The sequence below is a fragment of the Streptomyces sp. NPDC001093 genome (genome assembly GCF_040298985.1).
Classification (GTDB): Bacteria; Actinomycetota; Actinomycetes; order Streptomycetales; family Streptomycetaceae; genus Streptomyces.
Genome location: NZ_JBEPBF010000014.1, coordinates 25266 through 38943 on the forward strand (window position 1 = coordinate 25266; position 13678 = coordinate 38943).

Sequence of the window (13678 nt, forward strand, 5' to 3'; positions counted from 1 at the left end):
AACGCCGGACCCGCCCGGGCCACCGGATATCGCCGCAGGTCAGTCGCCCAGTGCCGGAATCACCCGCTCCGCGAACAGCCGCAGGCTCCGCCACCCCTCCGCCAGCGGCATCCCGCCCACCAGCGGATGCAGTACGAGGCTGTCGGCGCCCAGCGTCACGCACTCCTCCGGGGTGAGGACGCGGTAGACACCCTCCTCGCGCAGCTCCTCCGCCGTCGTGGCCGCCGACCTCACCGCCGAGCGGATCCGGCCCGACTGCCAGGAGGCGTAGGTCCGCGCCTCGTGCAGGAAGTGCTCGCCGTACTCCGCCCACGCCCGGTCCGGGTCCTCGGCGATGTGCAGCAGGGGAGTCTCGGCCGCGGGCATCATGACCCATCCCTCGGTGCCGTATTCGGCGAGCTTCTCCTTGTAGTACGACTCCAGCTCCGGCAGATGCGCGCTCGGGAAGAACGGCAGGCCGAGCCGCGCGGCCCGGCGGGCGGCGGCCTTGGAGGAGCCGCCGACCAGCAGGAGCGGGTGCGGGTCGGTGTACGGGCGCGGGGTGAGCCGTACCGTGCGGCCCCGGTAGGTGAACTCCTCGCCGGACCACGCCCTCAGCAGGGTCTGGAGCAACTCGTCCTGGAGCCGGCCCCGGCGTCCGAAGTCGACGTCGAACAGGGCGTACTCCTCGGGCCGGTAGCCGATCCCGGCCACCGTCACCAGCCGTCCGCCGCTCAGCAGGTCCAGTACCGCGATGTCCTCGGCCAGCCGCAGCGGGTCGTGCAGCGGGCCGATCACCGCCGACACGGTCACCGCGATCCGGCGGGTCGCCCCGAACACCGCGCCCGCGAAGGTGAACGGCGACGGCAGCCAGTTGTTCTCCGCGCCGTGGTGCTCCTCGGTCTGCACGGTGCTGATCCCGTGCTCGTCCGCGTACGCGGCCATCTCCAGGGCGGCCCGGTAGCGGGCGGAGAGCGCGGCGGGGCCGGCGCCGGGAGCGACGAGGTTGAAACGGACGACCGTGACGGGCATGGGAAGTCCCCCTCCGGTGCGATGCGGTGGAGGGGGACGTTAGCTGACAGAGCGTCAGATGGCCATGGGGGAGAGGAGGATGGGGTCGCCGGATGAGCGAAGCCGTACCCACGGATCCGCGGACCGAGGCAGAGCGCGGCCGGGTCGCGCTGTGGCTGGACCCGGACGACCTGCGGTGGCCGGCCACCGCTGCTGCCCCGACGACGCCGACCAGGACGCCCGGGACCGCTGCGGCCGCCTCCGGTTCCGGGCCGGTGCCGCCCTGCACAAGAGCGGCCTGCCCGGCTGAGGCCCGTCACACGGCCGCGGTCGCGCGCTCCTCGGCCGGCTCGGTGACCTCCGCCGGCTTCGTCACCGCCGGCTTCGGCAGCGCCAGGTACAGCAGGCCCGAGATCACGATCGTGGCGACCCAGCCGAGGCCGTACTCGCCGATGACGTTGTTCTTCGCGAGCGGGCCGGTGAACCAGTCCGAGGTCGTGAACATCAGGCCCGACACCAGGCCGATCGCCCAGGCGGCCACGGCCGCGGGGGAGAAGCCGCCCTTGTACCAGTAGGCGCTGGTGCGTGTGGTGTCCGTCATGGCGCGGCCGTCGTACTCGGTGCGGCGCAGCATGTCCGCGCCGAAGACGCCGACCCAGGCGGAGAAGGCGACCGCCAGCAGCGACAGGAAGGCGATGAACGAGCCCATGAAGCTCGTCGCCACCAGCATCAGCACCCCGCCGAACACCAGCGAGATCACGGCGTTCACCGAGACCGCCCAGTGCCGCGGCACCTTGAAGCCGAGGGTCTGCGCGGTGAAGCCCGCCGAGTACATCGACATGGAGTTGATCAGCAGCATGCCGATCAGCGCGATGAACAGGTACGGCACCGCGATCCACGTCGGCAGGATCTGGCCGAGGAAGGACACCGGGTCGGTGGCCGAGGCCAGGTCCGGGGTGGACACCGCCATCACCGCGCCCATCAGGACCATGGGCAGTACGACGATGCCGGCACCGCCGACCGCCGTACCCACGATCGCCTTCGAGGACGCCGTGCGCGGCAGGTAGCGGGTGAAGTCCGGCGCCGTCGGGATCCAGCTGACCCCGCCGGCCGCGATCATGCCGACACCGGTGATCACCGCGGCCGTCGAGCCGGCGCTGTGGTGCATCACCTTCGACCAGTCGGTGTTCGCCGCCAGATAGGCCAGGACCAGCACCGAGAAGACGGCGAAGAGGTACGTCGCGTACTTGTTGCACTTCTGCACGGCGTTGATGCCGAGGCCCGAGATCGCGAAGGTCGCGACGACGAACACCAGCAGCATCACCATGTCGAGCACGCTGTCGGCCTTCAGCCCGAACACGATGTCCAGGATGGTGAGCATCGCGTAGGCGCCGGTGACCGCGTTGATCGTCTCCCAGCCCCAGCGCGCGACCCAGATCAGCGAACCGGGCAGCAGGTTGCCGCGCTGGCCGAAGACCGCGCGCGAGAGCGCCATGCCGGGCGCGCCACCGCGCTTGCCCGCGATACCGATCAGACCGACCAGGCCGTACGACACGACCGGCGCCGCGACCGCGACGACGAGCGCCTGCCAGATGTTCAGGTGGTACGCCACGACGAGGCTCGCGCCCATGGTCAGCAGCAGCACGCTGATGTTGGCGCCGACCCAGGTGGGGAACAGCTCGCGGGTCTTCGCGGTGCGCTCGTGATCCGGGACCTGCTCGATGCCTCGGGTCTCGAGAGCGCCTTCGGTCTCGACGGTTTTGCTCATGAAAAGGGGGCACCAGACGTGGGGGGGACAGGGGACGGTCGGGACTCTACGCGCGTCAACCGAGCCGCCACCATCGTACTTTGCTCCGAGTCCTTGTATTAAGTGGCGTTTGTCTCTCGGAGGAAGGCACAAACAGCCTTCCGCGGTAACCCATGGCTGATACTGGAGCCGTTATGGAAACCGTCATCCTTGCTGTAGTCATCGCCGTGGTCGTGCTCGCGGCGCTCGGCGGGCTGGTGGTGGGCACCCGGCGCAAGAAGCCGCTGCCTCCGCCGCCCCCGAAGGCGCCCGACATCACCGCGCCCCCGGCCGAGCCGCACGTCGGCGAAGAGGCCGAGACGCCGCGCGAAGAACCGCGCCGGACCATCGAGGAGGTGGATCTCCCCGGCGGCCCCGCACCGGTCGTCGTGGAGGAGCCTCCCGCCGTCCCACCCCTGGAAAAGGCGCCCGAGCTCGAGATCCCGGAGCCCACCGCGGGCCGGCTGGTCCGCCTGCGCGCCCGCCTGTCCCGCTCCCAGACCGCCCTCGGCAAGGGCCTGCTCACGCTGCTCTCGCGTGAGCACCTGGACGACGAGACCTGGGAGGAGATCGAGGACACGCTGCTCACCGCCGATGTCGGCGTGCAGCCCACCCAGGAGCTGGTCGAGAGCCTGCGCGAGCGCGTGAAGGTGCTCGGCACCCGCACACCCGAGGAGCTGCGCGGCCTGCTGCGCGAGGAGCTGCTCAAGGTCGTCGGCACCGACTTCGACCGCACGGTCAAGACCGAGCCCGAGGACCGCAAGCCCGGCATCGTGATGGTCGTCGGCGTCAACGGCACCGGCAAGACCACCACCACCGGCAAGCTCGCGCGCGTGCTCGTGGCCGACGGCCGCACCGTCGTCCTGGGCGCCGCCGACACCTTCCGCGCCGCCGCCGCCGACCAGCTGCAGACCTGGGGCGAGCGGGTCGGCGCCTACACCGTGCGCGGACCGGAGGCCGGCGACCCCGCCTCCGTCGCCTTCGACGCGGTCAAGGAAGGCAAGGAGATGGGGGTCGACGTCGTCCTCATCGACACCGCCGGCCGCCTGCACACCAAGACCGGCCTCATGGACGAGCTCGGCAAGGTCAAGCGGGTCGTGGAGAAGCACGCGCCGCTCGACGAGGTGCTGCTCGTCCTCGACGCCACGACCGGCCAGAACGGCCTGGTCCAGGCGCGCGTCTTCGCGGAGGTCGTGGACATCACCGGCATCGTGCTGACCAAGCTGGACGGCACGGCCAAGGGCGGCATCGTCGTCGCGGTCCAGCGCGAGCTGGGCGTACCGGTCAAGCTGGTCGGCCTCGGCGAGGGCGCGGACGACCTGGCACCGTTCGAGCCGGAGGCGTTCGTGGACGCGCTGATCGGTGACTGAAGGCCCGGCACATTTACCGAGTGCTCATCGGAAGCGCCCGCCCCAAGGTGCAGTTGGGGACGGGCGCTTCGCCTTGCCCGGGGTGCGTACGACCCGGAACTTGACCACATACCGAAATTGGTAGGTGGCCGCGAGAAGTGCCCGTCCCGAACTGCGACTGGTGTCGGGCGCTTCGCCCTGCCGGGCGCGGGGACATACCCGGGCCTGCGGTCGATGTGCGACGTACGCGAGCGTGCCTAGCAGCAGCAGCAGCGCCGCCGAGTCGAGTGAGGGTGGGTGCGGCTCGTGGGTCGGGGTGCGGTCGTGGCGGAGGTGTTGGGGGCGGCGTTGGCCGGTGGTTGCTGTATTCGGCGGTCGGCTGGAAGCGCCCGGCCCTGAGGTGCAGTCGGTGTCGGGCGCTTCGTCCTGCCCGGCGTGTGTAGGGCTGATCACGCCCGCGACCGGTGTGCGACGTACGCGAGCGTGCCCAGCAGCAGCCGCGCCGCCGGAGGCCGGGTCGCCGAGTCGAGTGAGGGTGGGTGCGGCTCGTGGGTCGGGGTGCGGTCGTGGCGGAGGTGTTGGGGGCGGCGTTGGCCGGTGGTTGCTGTATTCGGCGGTCGGCTGGAAGCGCCCGGCCCTGAGGTGCAGTCGGAGTCGGGCGCTTCGTCCTGCCCGGCGTGCGTAGGGCTGATCACGCCCGCGACCGGTGTGCGACGTACGCGAGCGTGCCCAGCAGCAGCCGCGCCGCCGGAGGCCGGGTCGCCGAGTCCAGCGCGGGTGGGCGCAGCCAGCGTGCCGGGCCCAGGCCGCCGCGGTCGGAGGGCGGGGCGGTGAGGTGCGTACCGGGGCCCAGGCCGCGCAGGTCCAGGGCCGAGGGGTCATCCCAGCCCATGCGGTAGAGCAGCCGGGGGAGCTCCGCGGCGGCGCCGGGCGCGACGAAGAAGTGGGCGCGGCCGTCCGGGGTCGCGGTCACCGGGCCGAGGGGGAGTCCCATCCGTTCCAGGCGGGCCAGGGCGCGGCGGCCGGCGGCCTCGGAGACCTCGATCACGTCGAACGCCTGGCCCACCGGCAGCATCACCGCGGCGCCCGGGAACTCCGACCAGGCCTTGCTCACCTCGTCCAGCGTGGCCCCGGCCGGCACGGGGGGCGCGAAGTCCAGCGGATGCGCGCCGGGCGCCGGGCAGTCGGCGCGTCCGCACGAGCAGACGCCCGCCGCGGCCCGGGCTCCCGGCACCACGTCCCAGCCCCACAGCCCGGTGAACTCGGCGACGGCGGTGCACTCCGACGAACGGCCGCGCCGGCGCGCGCCGGAGCGGATCTCGCGAATGCCGCCGATCGTGAAGCCCATGCCCCCTCCAACGGGTCCAGCGCGCCGGTGGTTACGACACGGAACGAGACGGAAGCGGAACGTAACGCTACGGCTCCGCCTTCCCTGTTCGACGCGAGGTCAAGGCGGCGCCTTGAGGTGCAACGGGTGGCGCATCGGGGTGTTCGCGCCCCCGTGCGCATCACTCCGCCCACTTCCGGCCGTCCTATGTCAAGTGAATCGCGTACGGCCGACCGTGAGTTCATTCGAAGGGGTGGCGAATGGTGGCGTTTCCGGGATCCCCGTGGCTGAGCGGGTGATCGTAGGATTACTGTGAGTGTGCGAGTCCGGGCGGCATATGCACGGTTGGGTATGCCGGAGGCGAGTCGTCAGCTCGTTCGAAGGGTGAGAACCGGCGGACAAGAAGCCGTATTTACCGGCATTCTGATAAGGCTTGGCGCACTCGACGACAAGTGGTCTCAGGGATGGGGGCGTTCCAGTGAGCGGCAACGGCGGTAGCGGAGCGAACGCTGACAGGCGCCCCAATGAGCTGCTCGGCTCGTGGTTCGTGCGCAGCGGCTGGTCCAAGGGTGAGCTGGCCCGTCAGGTGAACCGCCGGGCGCGCCAGTTGGGCGCCAACCACATCTCCACCGACACCTCGCGCGTGCGCCGCTGGCTGGACGGGGAGAACCCGCGCGAGCCGATCCCGCGCATCCTCTCGGAGCTGTTCTCCGAGCGCTTCGGCTGTGTGGTCTCCATCGAGGACCTCGGCCTGCGCGCCGCCCGCCAGTCACCCTCCGCGTCCGGTGTCGACCTGCCCTGGACGGCCCCGCAGACGGTCGCCCTGCTCAGCGAGTTCTCGCGCAGCGACCTGATGCTGGCCCGGCGCGGCTTCCTCGGCACCTCCCTCGCGCTGTCCGCAGGGCCCTCCCTCATCGAGCCCATGCAGCGCTGGCTCGTCCCGAGCCCCACCTCCCCGGTCCCGCCGGAGCCGGAGCCTCTCCTCGACTCCCGCAGGCCGGGCCGCCTCTCCAAGCCCGAGCTGGACCTCCTGGAGTCCACCACGCGCATGTTCCGCCAGTGGGACGCCCAGTGCGGCGGCGGCCTGCGCCGCAAGGCGGTCGTCGGCCAGCTGCACGAGGTCACCGACCTGCTCCAGGAACCCCAGCCCGAGGCGACCAACCGCAAGCTCTTCAAGGTCGCCGCCGAGCTGGCCGAACTGGCGGGCTGGATGTCGTACGACGTGGGCCTGCAGCCCACCGCGCAGAAGTACTTCGTCCTCGCCCTGCACGCGGCCAAGGAGGCCGGAGACAAGCCCCTCGGCTCGTACATCCTCTCCAGCATGAGCCGCCAGATGATCCACCTCGGCCGGCCCGACGACGCCCTGGAGCTGATCCACCTCGCCCAGTACGGCAGCCGCGACTGCGCGAGCCCGCGCACCCAGTCGATGCTGTATGCGATGGAGGCCCGCGCCTACGCCAACATGGGCCAGCCCGGCAAGACCAAGCGCGCGGTCCGCATGGCCGAGGACACCTTCGCCGAGGCCGACGAGTGGGACGAGCCGGACCCCGACTGGATCCGCTTCTTCTCCGAGGCCGAGCTGTACGGCGAGAACTCCCACTCCTTCCGCGACCTCGCCTACGTCGCCGGACGCAGCCCCGCCTACGCCTCCCTCGCCGAGCCGCTGATGCGCAAGGCGGTGGAGAAGTTCGCCGAGGACGGCGAGCACCAGCGGTCGTACGCGCTGAACCTGATCGGCATGGCCACCGTGCACCTGCTCCAGCGCGAGCCCGAGCAGAGCACGGTCTACGCCTCCCAGGCCATGGGCATCGCCAGGAAAGTCCGCTCCGAGCGTGTGAACACTCGTATCCGAAAGACGGTCGACACGGCCGTACGGGACTACGGCGACCTCACCGCCGTGGTCGACCTCACCGATCAGCTCGCCGTCGACCTGCCGGAGACCGCCGAAGCGGTCTGACGCACCCGGCACCCCCCGCCCCGGCCGCGGCCGGTCCTCCCGAACTGCCCGACTCGGCTCCCCCGCGCCAGGTCATCGGAGAGGCCCGCCGCGGCCGGCCTGTGTCACGCGGGGGATCCTCCGGCGATGGTTGCGCCACGATAACGATCGGCGGGTCGCGCATCCGGCGGTTCATCCAGGCGTAACAAGCAGGGCACCTTCGTCACCCCGGCGAAACAACGAGGGGCTTCCACCGAAACCGCGCTGCGTCAATCTCGTGGCGCATAACCGGCCCACACCCCACACCCGCCGGACCGCTCAGGCACCGCCCGCACGGGGCCGTACCAACCGACGAGGAGACGCCGATGGCACCAGCCATCACGCTTGCCGCGGAGGCACCCAAGCTGTCCTCCGCGAACACAGGCTTCATGCTCATTGCTTCTGCCCTGGTGCTGATCATGACGCCGGGTCTCGCCTTCTTCTACGGGGGCATGGTCCGCGTCAAGAGCACCCTGAACATGCTGATGATGAGCTTCATCAGCATGGGCATCGTCACCATTCTGTGGGTGCTCTACGGCTTCTCCCTCGCCTTCGGCACGAACAACGGCCTCATCGGGTGGGACCCCGACTGGTTCGGCCTCCGCAAGATCGGTCTGACGGAGCTCTGGCCCGGCTACACCATCCCGATCTTCGTGTTCATGGTCTTCCAGATGATGTTCGCGATCATCACCCCGGCCCTGATAAGCGGCGCCCTCGCGGACCGCGTGAAGTTCTCGGCCTGGTCGCTCTTCATCGCCCTGTGGCTCACGCTCGTCTACGTTCCGGTCGCCCACTGGGTCTGGGGTGCCGACGGCTGGGCCTTCAAGCTCGGTGTGATCGACTTCGCGGGTGGTACGGCGGTCCACATCAACGCGGGTGCGGGGGCGCTCGGTGTCATCCTCGTCATCGGCAAGCGCGTCGGCTTCAAGAAGGACCCGATGCGCCCGCACAGCCTCCCGCTGGTCATGCTCGGCGCAGGGCTCCTGTGGTTCGGCTGGTTCGGTTTCAACGCGGGCTCCTGGCTCGGCAACGACGACGGCGTCGGCGCGCTGATGTTCGTCAACACGCAGGTCGCGACGGCCGCCGCCATGCTGGCCTGGCTCGCCTACGAGAAGATCCGCCACGGCGCGTTCACCACGCTGGGCGCCGCCTCCGGCGCGGTCGCCGGTCTGGTCGCGATCACCCCGTCCGGCGGCGCGGTCTCCCCGATCGGCGCGATCGCCGTCGGCGCCATCGCCGGTGTCGCCTGCGCCGCGGCCGTGGGCCTGAAGTTCAAGTTCGGCTACGACGACTCCCTCGACGTCGTCGGCGTCCACATGGTCGGCGGCATCATCGGCTCCCTGCTGATCGGCTTCTTCGCCACCGGCAAGGGCCAGTCCACCGCGACCGGCGTCTTCTACGGCGACCACTCCTTCACCCAGCTGTGGAAGCAGTGCGCCGGTGTCGGCGCGGTCCTCGCCTACTCGCTGATCGTCTCCGCCGTCCTCGCCTTCCTGCTCGACAAGACGATCGGCATGCGGGTCACCGAGGACGAGGAGATCTCCGGCATCGACCAGGCCGAGCACGCCGAGACCGCCTACGACTTCAGCGGCGCCGGCGGTGGTGTCATCGGCTCCGCCGCCCACGCCCCGGCCCTGGCCGCCACGCAGACCAAGAAGGTGGACGCATGAAGCTCATCACCGCCGTCGTCAAGCCCCACCGGCTGGATGAGATCAAGGAGGCCCTCCAGGCCTTCGGCGTTCACGGCCTGACGGTCACCGAGGCCAGCGGTTACGGTCGTCAGCGGGGCCACACCGAGGTCTACCGTGGTGCCGAGTACACCGTCGACCTGGTCCCGAAGATCCGCATCGAGGTGCTGGCCGAGGACGACGACGCCGAGCAGCTGATCGAGGTCGTCGTCAAGGCGGCCCGCACCGGCAAGATCGGTGACGGCAAGGTCTGGTCCCTGCCGGTCGAGACGGCCGTACGGGTCCGCACCGGCGAGCGCGGCCCGGACGCGCTCTGAGGCAACGGCACAAGACGGGAGTCGCTGGGTGACGGGAACGGACGTGCGCACGGAAGCAGAGGACTCGGGACCCAGCGGCTACGCGGCGGCCCGGCTGCGCCTCCTCACCGAGGGGGCGCGGTCCGGGCCGCCGCGCCGTGCCGCCCTCGCGGAACTGACCGACGACTGGCTCGCCGGGCTGTTCACGGCGGCCGCCGGAGAGCTCCCGGGAGCCTCCCTGGTCGCCGTCGGCGGCTACGGCCGCGGCGAGCTCTCCCCGCGCAGCGACCTCGACCTCCTGCTGCTGCACGACGGCTCCGACCCGAAGGCCGTGGCCGCCCTGGCCGACCGCCTCTGGTATCCCGTCTGGGACCTGGGGCTCGCCCTCGACCACTCCGTGCGCACCCCGGCGGAGGCCCGCAAGACCGCCGGGGACGACGTCAAGGTCCAGCTCGGCCTCCTGGACGCCCGCCACCTCGCCGGCGACCGCGGCCTCACCGCCGGCCTGCGTACGGCCGTCCTCGCCGACTGGCGCAACCAGGCCCCCACACGCCTCCCCGAACTGCAGGAACTCTGCGCCGAGCGCGCCGAACGCCAGGGCGAGCTGCAGTACCTGCTCGAACCCGACCTCAAGGAGGCGCGCGGAGGGTTGCGCGACGCCACCGCCCTGCGCGCCGTAGCCGCCTCCTGGCTCGCCGACGCCCCGCGCGAGGGCCTCGCCGACGCACGCCGGCGCCTGCTCGACGTACGGGACGCGCTGCACCTGGCGACCGGTCGCGCCACCGACCGGCTCGCGCTCCAGGAGCAGGACCAGGTGGCGGCCGCGCTGGGGCTGCTGGACGCGGACACCCTGCTGCGGCAGGTCTACGAGGCGGCGCGGGTCATTTCGTACGCCAGTGATGTCACCTGGCGCGAGGTGGGGCGCGTGCTGCGTTCGCGCGCCGTCCGTCCCCGGCTGCGCGCCATGCTGGGCGGCGGCAAGCCCGTCACCGAGCGCTCGCCGCTCGCCGAGGGCGTGGTGGAGCAGGACGGCGAGGTGGTGCTCGCCCGTGCCGCGCGACCCGAGCGCGACCCCGTGCTGCCCCTGCGCGCCGCGGCCGCCGCCGCGCAGGCCGGCCTCCCGCTCTCCCTGCACGCCGTACGGCGCATGGCCGCCACCGCACGCCCCCTGCCCACGCCCTGGCCCGCCGAAGCCCGTGAGCAGCTGGTCACCCTGCTCGGCTCCGGCCGCCCGACCATCGACGTCTGGGAGGCACTGGAGGCGGAGGGCCTGATCAGCCGCCTCCTGCCGGACTGGGAACGGGTCCGCTGCCGACCGCAGCGCAATGCCGTCCACATCTGGACGGTCGATCGGCACCTGATCGAGACGGCCGTCCGCGCCTCCGAACTGACCCGCCGGGTCAGCCGCCCCGACCTGCTCCTGGTCGCCGCCCTGCTGCACGACATCGGCAAGGGCTGGCCCGGCGACCACTCGGTGGCCGGCGAGATCATCGCCAGGGACGTGGCGGCGCGGATCGGCTTCGACCGCGCGGACGTGGCCGTGCTGTCCGCCCTGGTCCGCCACCACCTGCTGCTGATCGAGACGGCCACCCGCCGCGACCTCGACGACCCGGCCACGGTCCGCTCGGTCGCCGAGGCGGTCGGCACCCAGAGCACCCTGGAGCTGCTGCACGCCCTGACCGAGGCCGACGCCCTCGCCACCGGACCCGCGGCCTGGTCCTCCTGGCGCGGCTCCCTCGTCGCCGACCTGGTCCGGCGGGTCGCCGCCGTGCTGGCGGGCGACGCCACCGAGGAGCCGCAGCCCGTCGCGCCCACGGTCGAGCAGGAGCGGCTGGCGATCGAGGCGTTCCGCACGGGCGGCCCGGTCCTCGCGTTGCGCGCCCAGACCGAACCGGTCACCGAGGAGGAGCCGTCCGGCGAACCTCTCGGGGTGGAGCTGCTCATCGCCGTACCCGACCAGCCCGCCGTCCTGCCCGCCGTCGCCGGTGTCCTCGCCGTGCACCGCCTCACGGTCCGTACGGCGGAACTCAGCGCCCTGCACCTGCCCGACGACGTCGACGACGGCTCGGTGCTGCTGCTCAACTGGCGGGTGGCCGCGGAGTACGGCTCGCTGCCGCAGGCGGCCCGGCTGCGCGCCGACCTCGTCCGCGCCCTCGACGGCACCCTGGACATCGCCGGCCGGCTCGCCGAACGGGACGCGGCCTATCCGAGGCGCCGCGGCTGGCTCGCCCCGCCGCCGCGGGTGACCGTCGCGCCGGCGGCCTCCCACCACGCCACGGTGATCGAGGTCCGCGCCCAGGACGCCCCGGGCCTGCTGCACCGGATCGGCATGGCCCTGGAGAAGGCGGGCGTGCGGGTGCGGAGCATGCATGTGAGCACGCTGGGCTCGAACGCGGTGGACGCCTTCTACGTCACCACCGGCGCGGGGGCGCCACTGCCGGCCGAGGACGCGGGGTCGCTCGCGCGGGTGCTGGAGGAGACGCTGCGGACGTGACCTCGCGCCCCTGTGATGCCCGCTGCCGCGCAGGTTTCGCCCCCGTCCGCTCACTCGGGAGAGCGGGCGAGGACGAATAGCTTGCGGGGCCGGATACCCTGGAGGGCAGCCCGAACCGACTCCGACCTCGAGGACCGACGCCACCGTGTTCGACACCCTCTCCGACCGCCTCAGCGCGACTTTCAAGAATCTCCGCGGGAAGGGGCGCCTCAGCGAGGCGGACATCGACGCCACGGCGCGCGAGATCCGTATCGCGCTCCTCGAAGCGGACGTCGCCCTTCCTGTCGTCCGGACCTTCATCAAGAACGTCAAGGAAAGGGCACTGGGCGCCGAGGTCTCGCGCGCGCTGAACCCGGCCCAGCAGGTCCTGAAGATCGTCAACGACGAGCTCGTCACCATCCTCGGCGGCGAGACCCGGCGCCTGCGCTTCGCCAAGCAGCCGCCCACCGTGATCATGCTGGCGGGTCTGCAGGGTGCCGGTAAGACCACCCTCGCGGGCAAGCTCGCCAAGTGGCTCAAGGAGCAGGGCCACTCGCCGCTGCTGGTCGCCGCCGACCTCCAGCGCCCGAACGCCGTCAACCAGCTGAGCGTCGTCGCCGAGCGCGCGGGTGTCGCCGTCTTCGCGCCCGAGCCGGGCAACGGCGTCGGCGACCCGGTCAAGGTCGCCAAGGACTCCATCGACTTCGCGAAGTCCAAGGTCCACGACATCGTGATCGTGGACACCGCCGGCCGCCTCGGTATCGACGCCGAGATGATGCAGCAGGCCGCGGACATCCGGGACGCGGTCTCCCCGGACGAGATCCTGTTCGTCGTCGACGCGATGATCGGTCAGGACGCCGTCAACACCGCCGAGGCCTTCCGCGACGGCGTCGGCTTCGACGGCGTGGTGCTCTCCAAGCTCGACGGTGACGCCCGCGGTGGTGCCGCCCTGTCGATCCGGCAGATCACCGGCAAGCCGATCATGTTCGCGTCCAACGGCGAGAAGCTGGACGACTTCGACGCCTTCCACCCGGACCGGATGGCCTCCCGCATCCTCGACCTGGGTGACCTGCTCACCCTGATCGAGCAGGCGGAGAAGACCTTCAGCCAGGAAGAGGCCGCCAAGATGGCCTCGAAGCTGGCGTCCAAGAAGGGCCAGGACTTCACCCTGGACGACTTCCTGGCCCAGATGGAACAGGTCCGGAAGATGGGCAGCATCAGCAAGCTGCTCGGCATGCTCCCGGGCATGGGCCAGATCAAGGACCAGATCCAGAACATCGACGAGCGGGACGTCGACCGCACCGCCGCGATCATCAAGTCGATGACCCCGGGCGAGCGCCAGGACCCGACGATCATCAACGGCTCCCGCCGCGCCCGTATCGCCAAGGGTTCCGGTGTCGAGGTCAGCGCGGTGAAGAACCTGGTCGAGCGGTTCTTCGACGCCCGCAAGATGATGTCCCGCATGGCCCAGGGCGGCGGAATGCCCGGCATGCCGGGGATCCCGGGCATGGGCGGCGGCCCCGGCCGGCAGAAGAAGCAGCAGAAGAAGGCCAAGGGCAAGCAGCGCTCCGGCAACCCGATGAAGCGCAGGCAGCAGGAGCTGGAGGAGGCCCAGCGCCGCGAGGCCGCCGCGCAGGGCGGAAACGCCTTCGGGCTGCCGCAGCAGAGCGACCAGAACTTCGAGCTGCCGGACGAGTTCAAGAAGTTCATGGGCTGAGTCCGTTCCAGGAGTTCATGCGCTGAGCTCCGCTCGTACGTCCTTGAGGGCGCGCCCCGGCCGAGGGGGGCGCCCTC

Annotated in this window: 9 protein-coding genes and 1 pseudogene; 6 read left to right on the plus strand and 4 right to left on the minus strand. The window is 71.4% G+C overall.

Features of this window, described 5'->3' with window-relative positions:
- Positions 1-39: 39 nt before the first annotated feature.
- The gene (locus ABT288_RS09885; protein ID WP_351604602.1) at positions 40-1011 is read right to left on the minus strand and encodes an LLM class flavin-dependent oxidoreductase; all 972 of its coding nucleotides are present in this window, start codon (positions 1009-1011) and stop codon (positions 40-42) included.
- A 295-nt stretch (positions 1012-1306) separates the two neighbouring features.
- A complete protein-coding gene (locus ABT288_RS09890; RefSeq protein ID WP_351604603.1) occupies positions 1307-2758 on the minus strand; it encodes a cytosine permease in 1452 nt (483 codons plus the stop codon).
- Between the two features lie 173 nt (positions 2759-2931).
- On the opposite strand from ABT288_RS09890, the gene ftsY reads away from it, so the two are divergent.
- Positions 2932-4146, plus strand: a complete 1215-nt coding sequence (gene ftsY / locus ABT288_RS09895) for a signal recognition particle-docking protein FtsY (RefSeq protein WP_351604605.1) — start codon at positions 2932-2934, stop codon at positions 4144-4146.
- Positions 4147-4574: 428 nt separating this feature from the next.
- Here ftsY and ABT288_RS09900 read toward each other — a convergent pair.
- Together ABT288_RS09900 and ABT288_RS09905 are read right to left on the minus strand one after the other, a co-directional pair.
- Positions 4575-4664 (minus strand): annotated as a pseudogene (locus ABT288_RS09900) (bifunctional DNA primase/polymerase); the annotation flags it as partial.
- Positions 4665-4816: 152 nt separating this feature from the next.
- Entirely contained in the window at positions 4817-5473 is a 657-nt protein-coding gene (locus tag ABT288_RS09905; RefSeq protein ID WP_351604607.1) for a bifunctional DNA primase/polymerase, read from the minus strand.
- A 457-nt stretch (positions 5474-5930) separates the two neighbouring features.
- Here ABT288_RS09905 and nsdA point away from each other — a divergent pair, with 457 nt between their 5' ends.
- The 5 genes from nsdA to ffh all read left to right on the plus strand — a co-directional run bounded on the left by nsdA (position 5931) and on the right by ffh (position 13601).
- Positions 5931-7409 carry a transcriptional repressor NsdA gene (gene nsdA / locus ABT288_RS09910; RefSeq protein WP_351604609.1) on the plus strand — a complete coding sequence of 493 codons (1479 nt, stop codon included), beginning with the start codon at positions 5931-5933 and terminating at the stop codon, positions 7407-7409.
- 344 nt (positions 7410-7753) lie between these two features.
- On the plus strand, positions 7754-9097 hold the full coding sequence (locus tag ABT288_RS09915) for an ammonium transporter (protein WP_351604611.1): 1344 nt from the start codon (positions 7754-7756) through the stop codon (positions 9095-9097).
- Positions 9094-9432, plus strand: a complete 339-nt coding sequence (locus tag ABT288_RS09920) for a P-II family nitrogen regulator (RefSeq protein WP_039656487.1) — start codon at positions 9094-9096, stop codon at positions 9430-9432. The genes ABT288_RS09915 and ABT288_RS09920 overlap by 4 nt, the downstream gene beginning before the upstream one ends.
- A 28-nt stretch (positions 9433-9460) precedes the next feature.
- Positions 9461-11905, plus strand: coding sequence for a [protein-PII] uridylyltransferase (locus tag ABT288_RS09925; protein WP_351604613.1), 2445 nt, complete (start codon positions 9461-9463; stop codon positions 11903-11905).
- Positions 11906-12050: 145 nt separating this feature from the next.
- On the plus strand, positions 12051-13601 hold the full coding sequence (gene ffh, locus ABT288_RS09930) for a signal recognition particle protein (RefSeq protein ID WP_351604615.1): 1551 nt from the start codon (positions 12051-12053) through the stop codon (positions 13599-13601).
- Positions 13602-13678: the final 77 nt, after the last annotated feature.

Coding starts and splice junctions, on each gene's coding strand:
- ABT288_RS09915 (WP_351604611.1), top strand. CDS start 7,754: ATGGCACCAGCCATCACGCTTGCCGCGGAGGCACCCAAGCTGTCCTCC.
- ABT288_RS09890 (WP_351604603.1), bottom strand. CDS start 2,758: ATGAGCAAAACCGTCGAGACCGAAGGCGCTCTCGAGACCCGAGGCATC.
- ftsY (WP_351604605.1), top strand. CDS start 2,932: ATGGAAACCGTCATCCTTGCTGTAGTCATCGCCGTGGTCGTGCTCGCG.
- ABT288_RS09885 (WP_351604602.1), bottom strand. CDS start 1,011: ATGCCCGTCACGGTCGTCCGTTTCAACCTCGTCGCTCCCGGCGCCGGC.
- ABT288_RS09920 (WP_039656487.1), top strand. CDS start 9,094: ATGAAGCTCATCACCGCCGTCGTCAAGCCCCACCGGCTGGATGAGATC.
- ABT288_RS09905 (WP_351604607.1), bottom strand. CDS start 5,473: ATGGGCTTCACGATCGGCGGCATTCGCGAGATCCGCTCCGGCGCGCGC.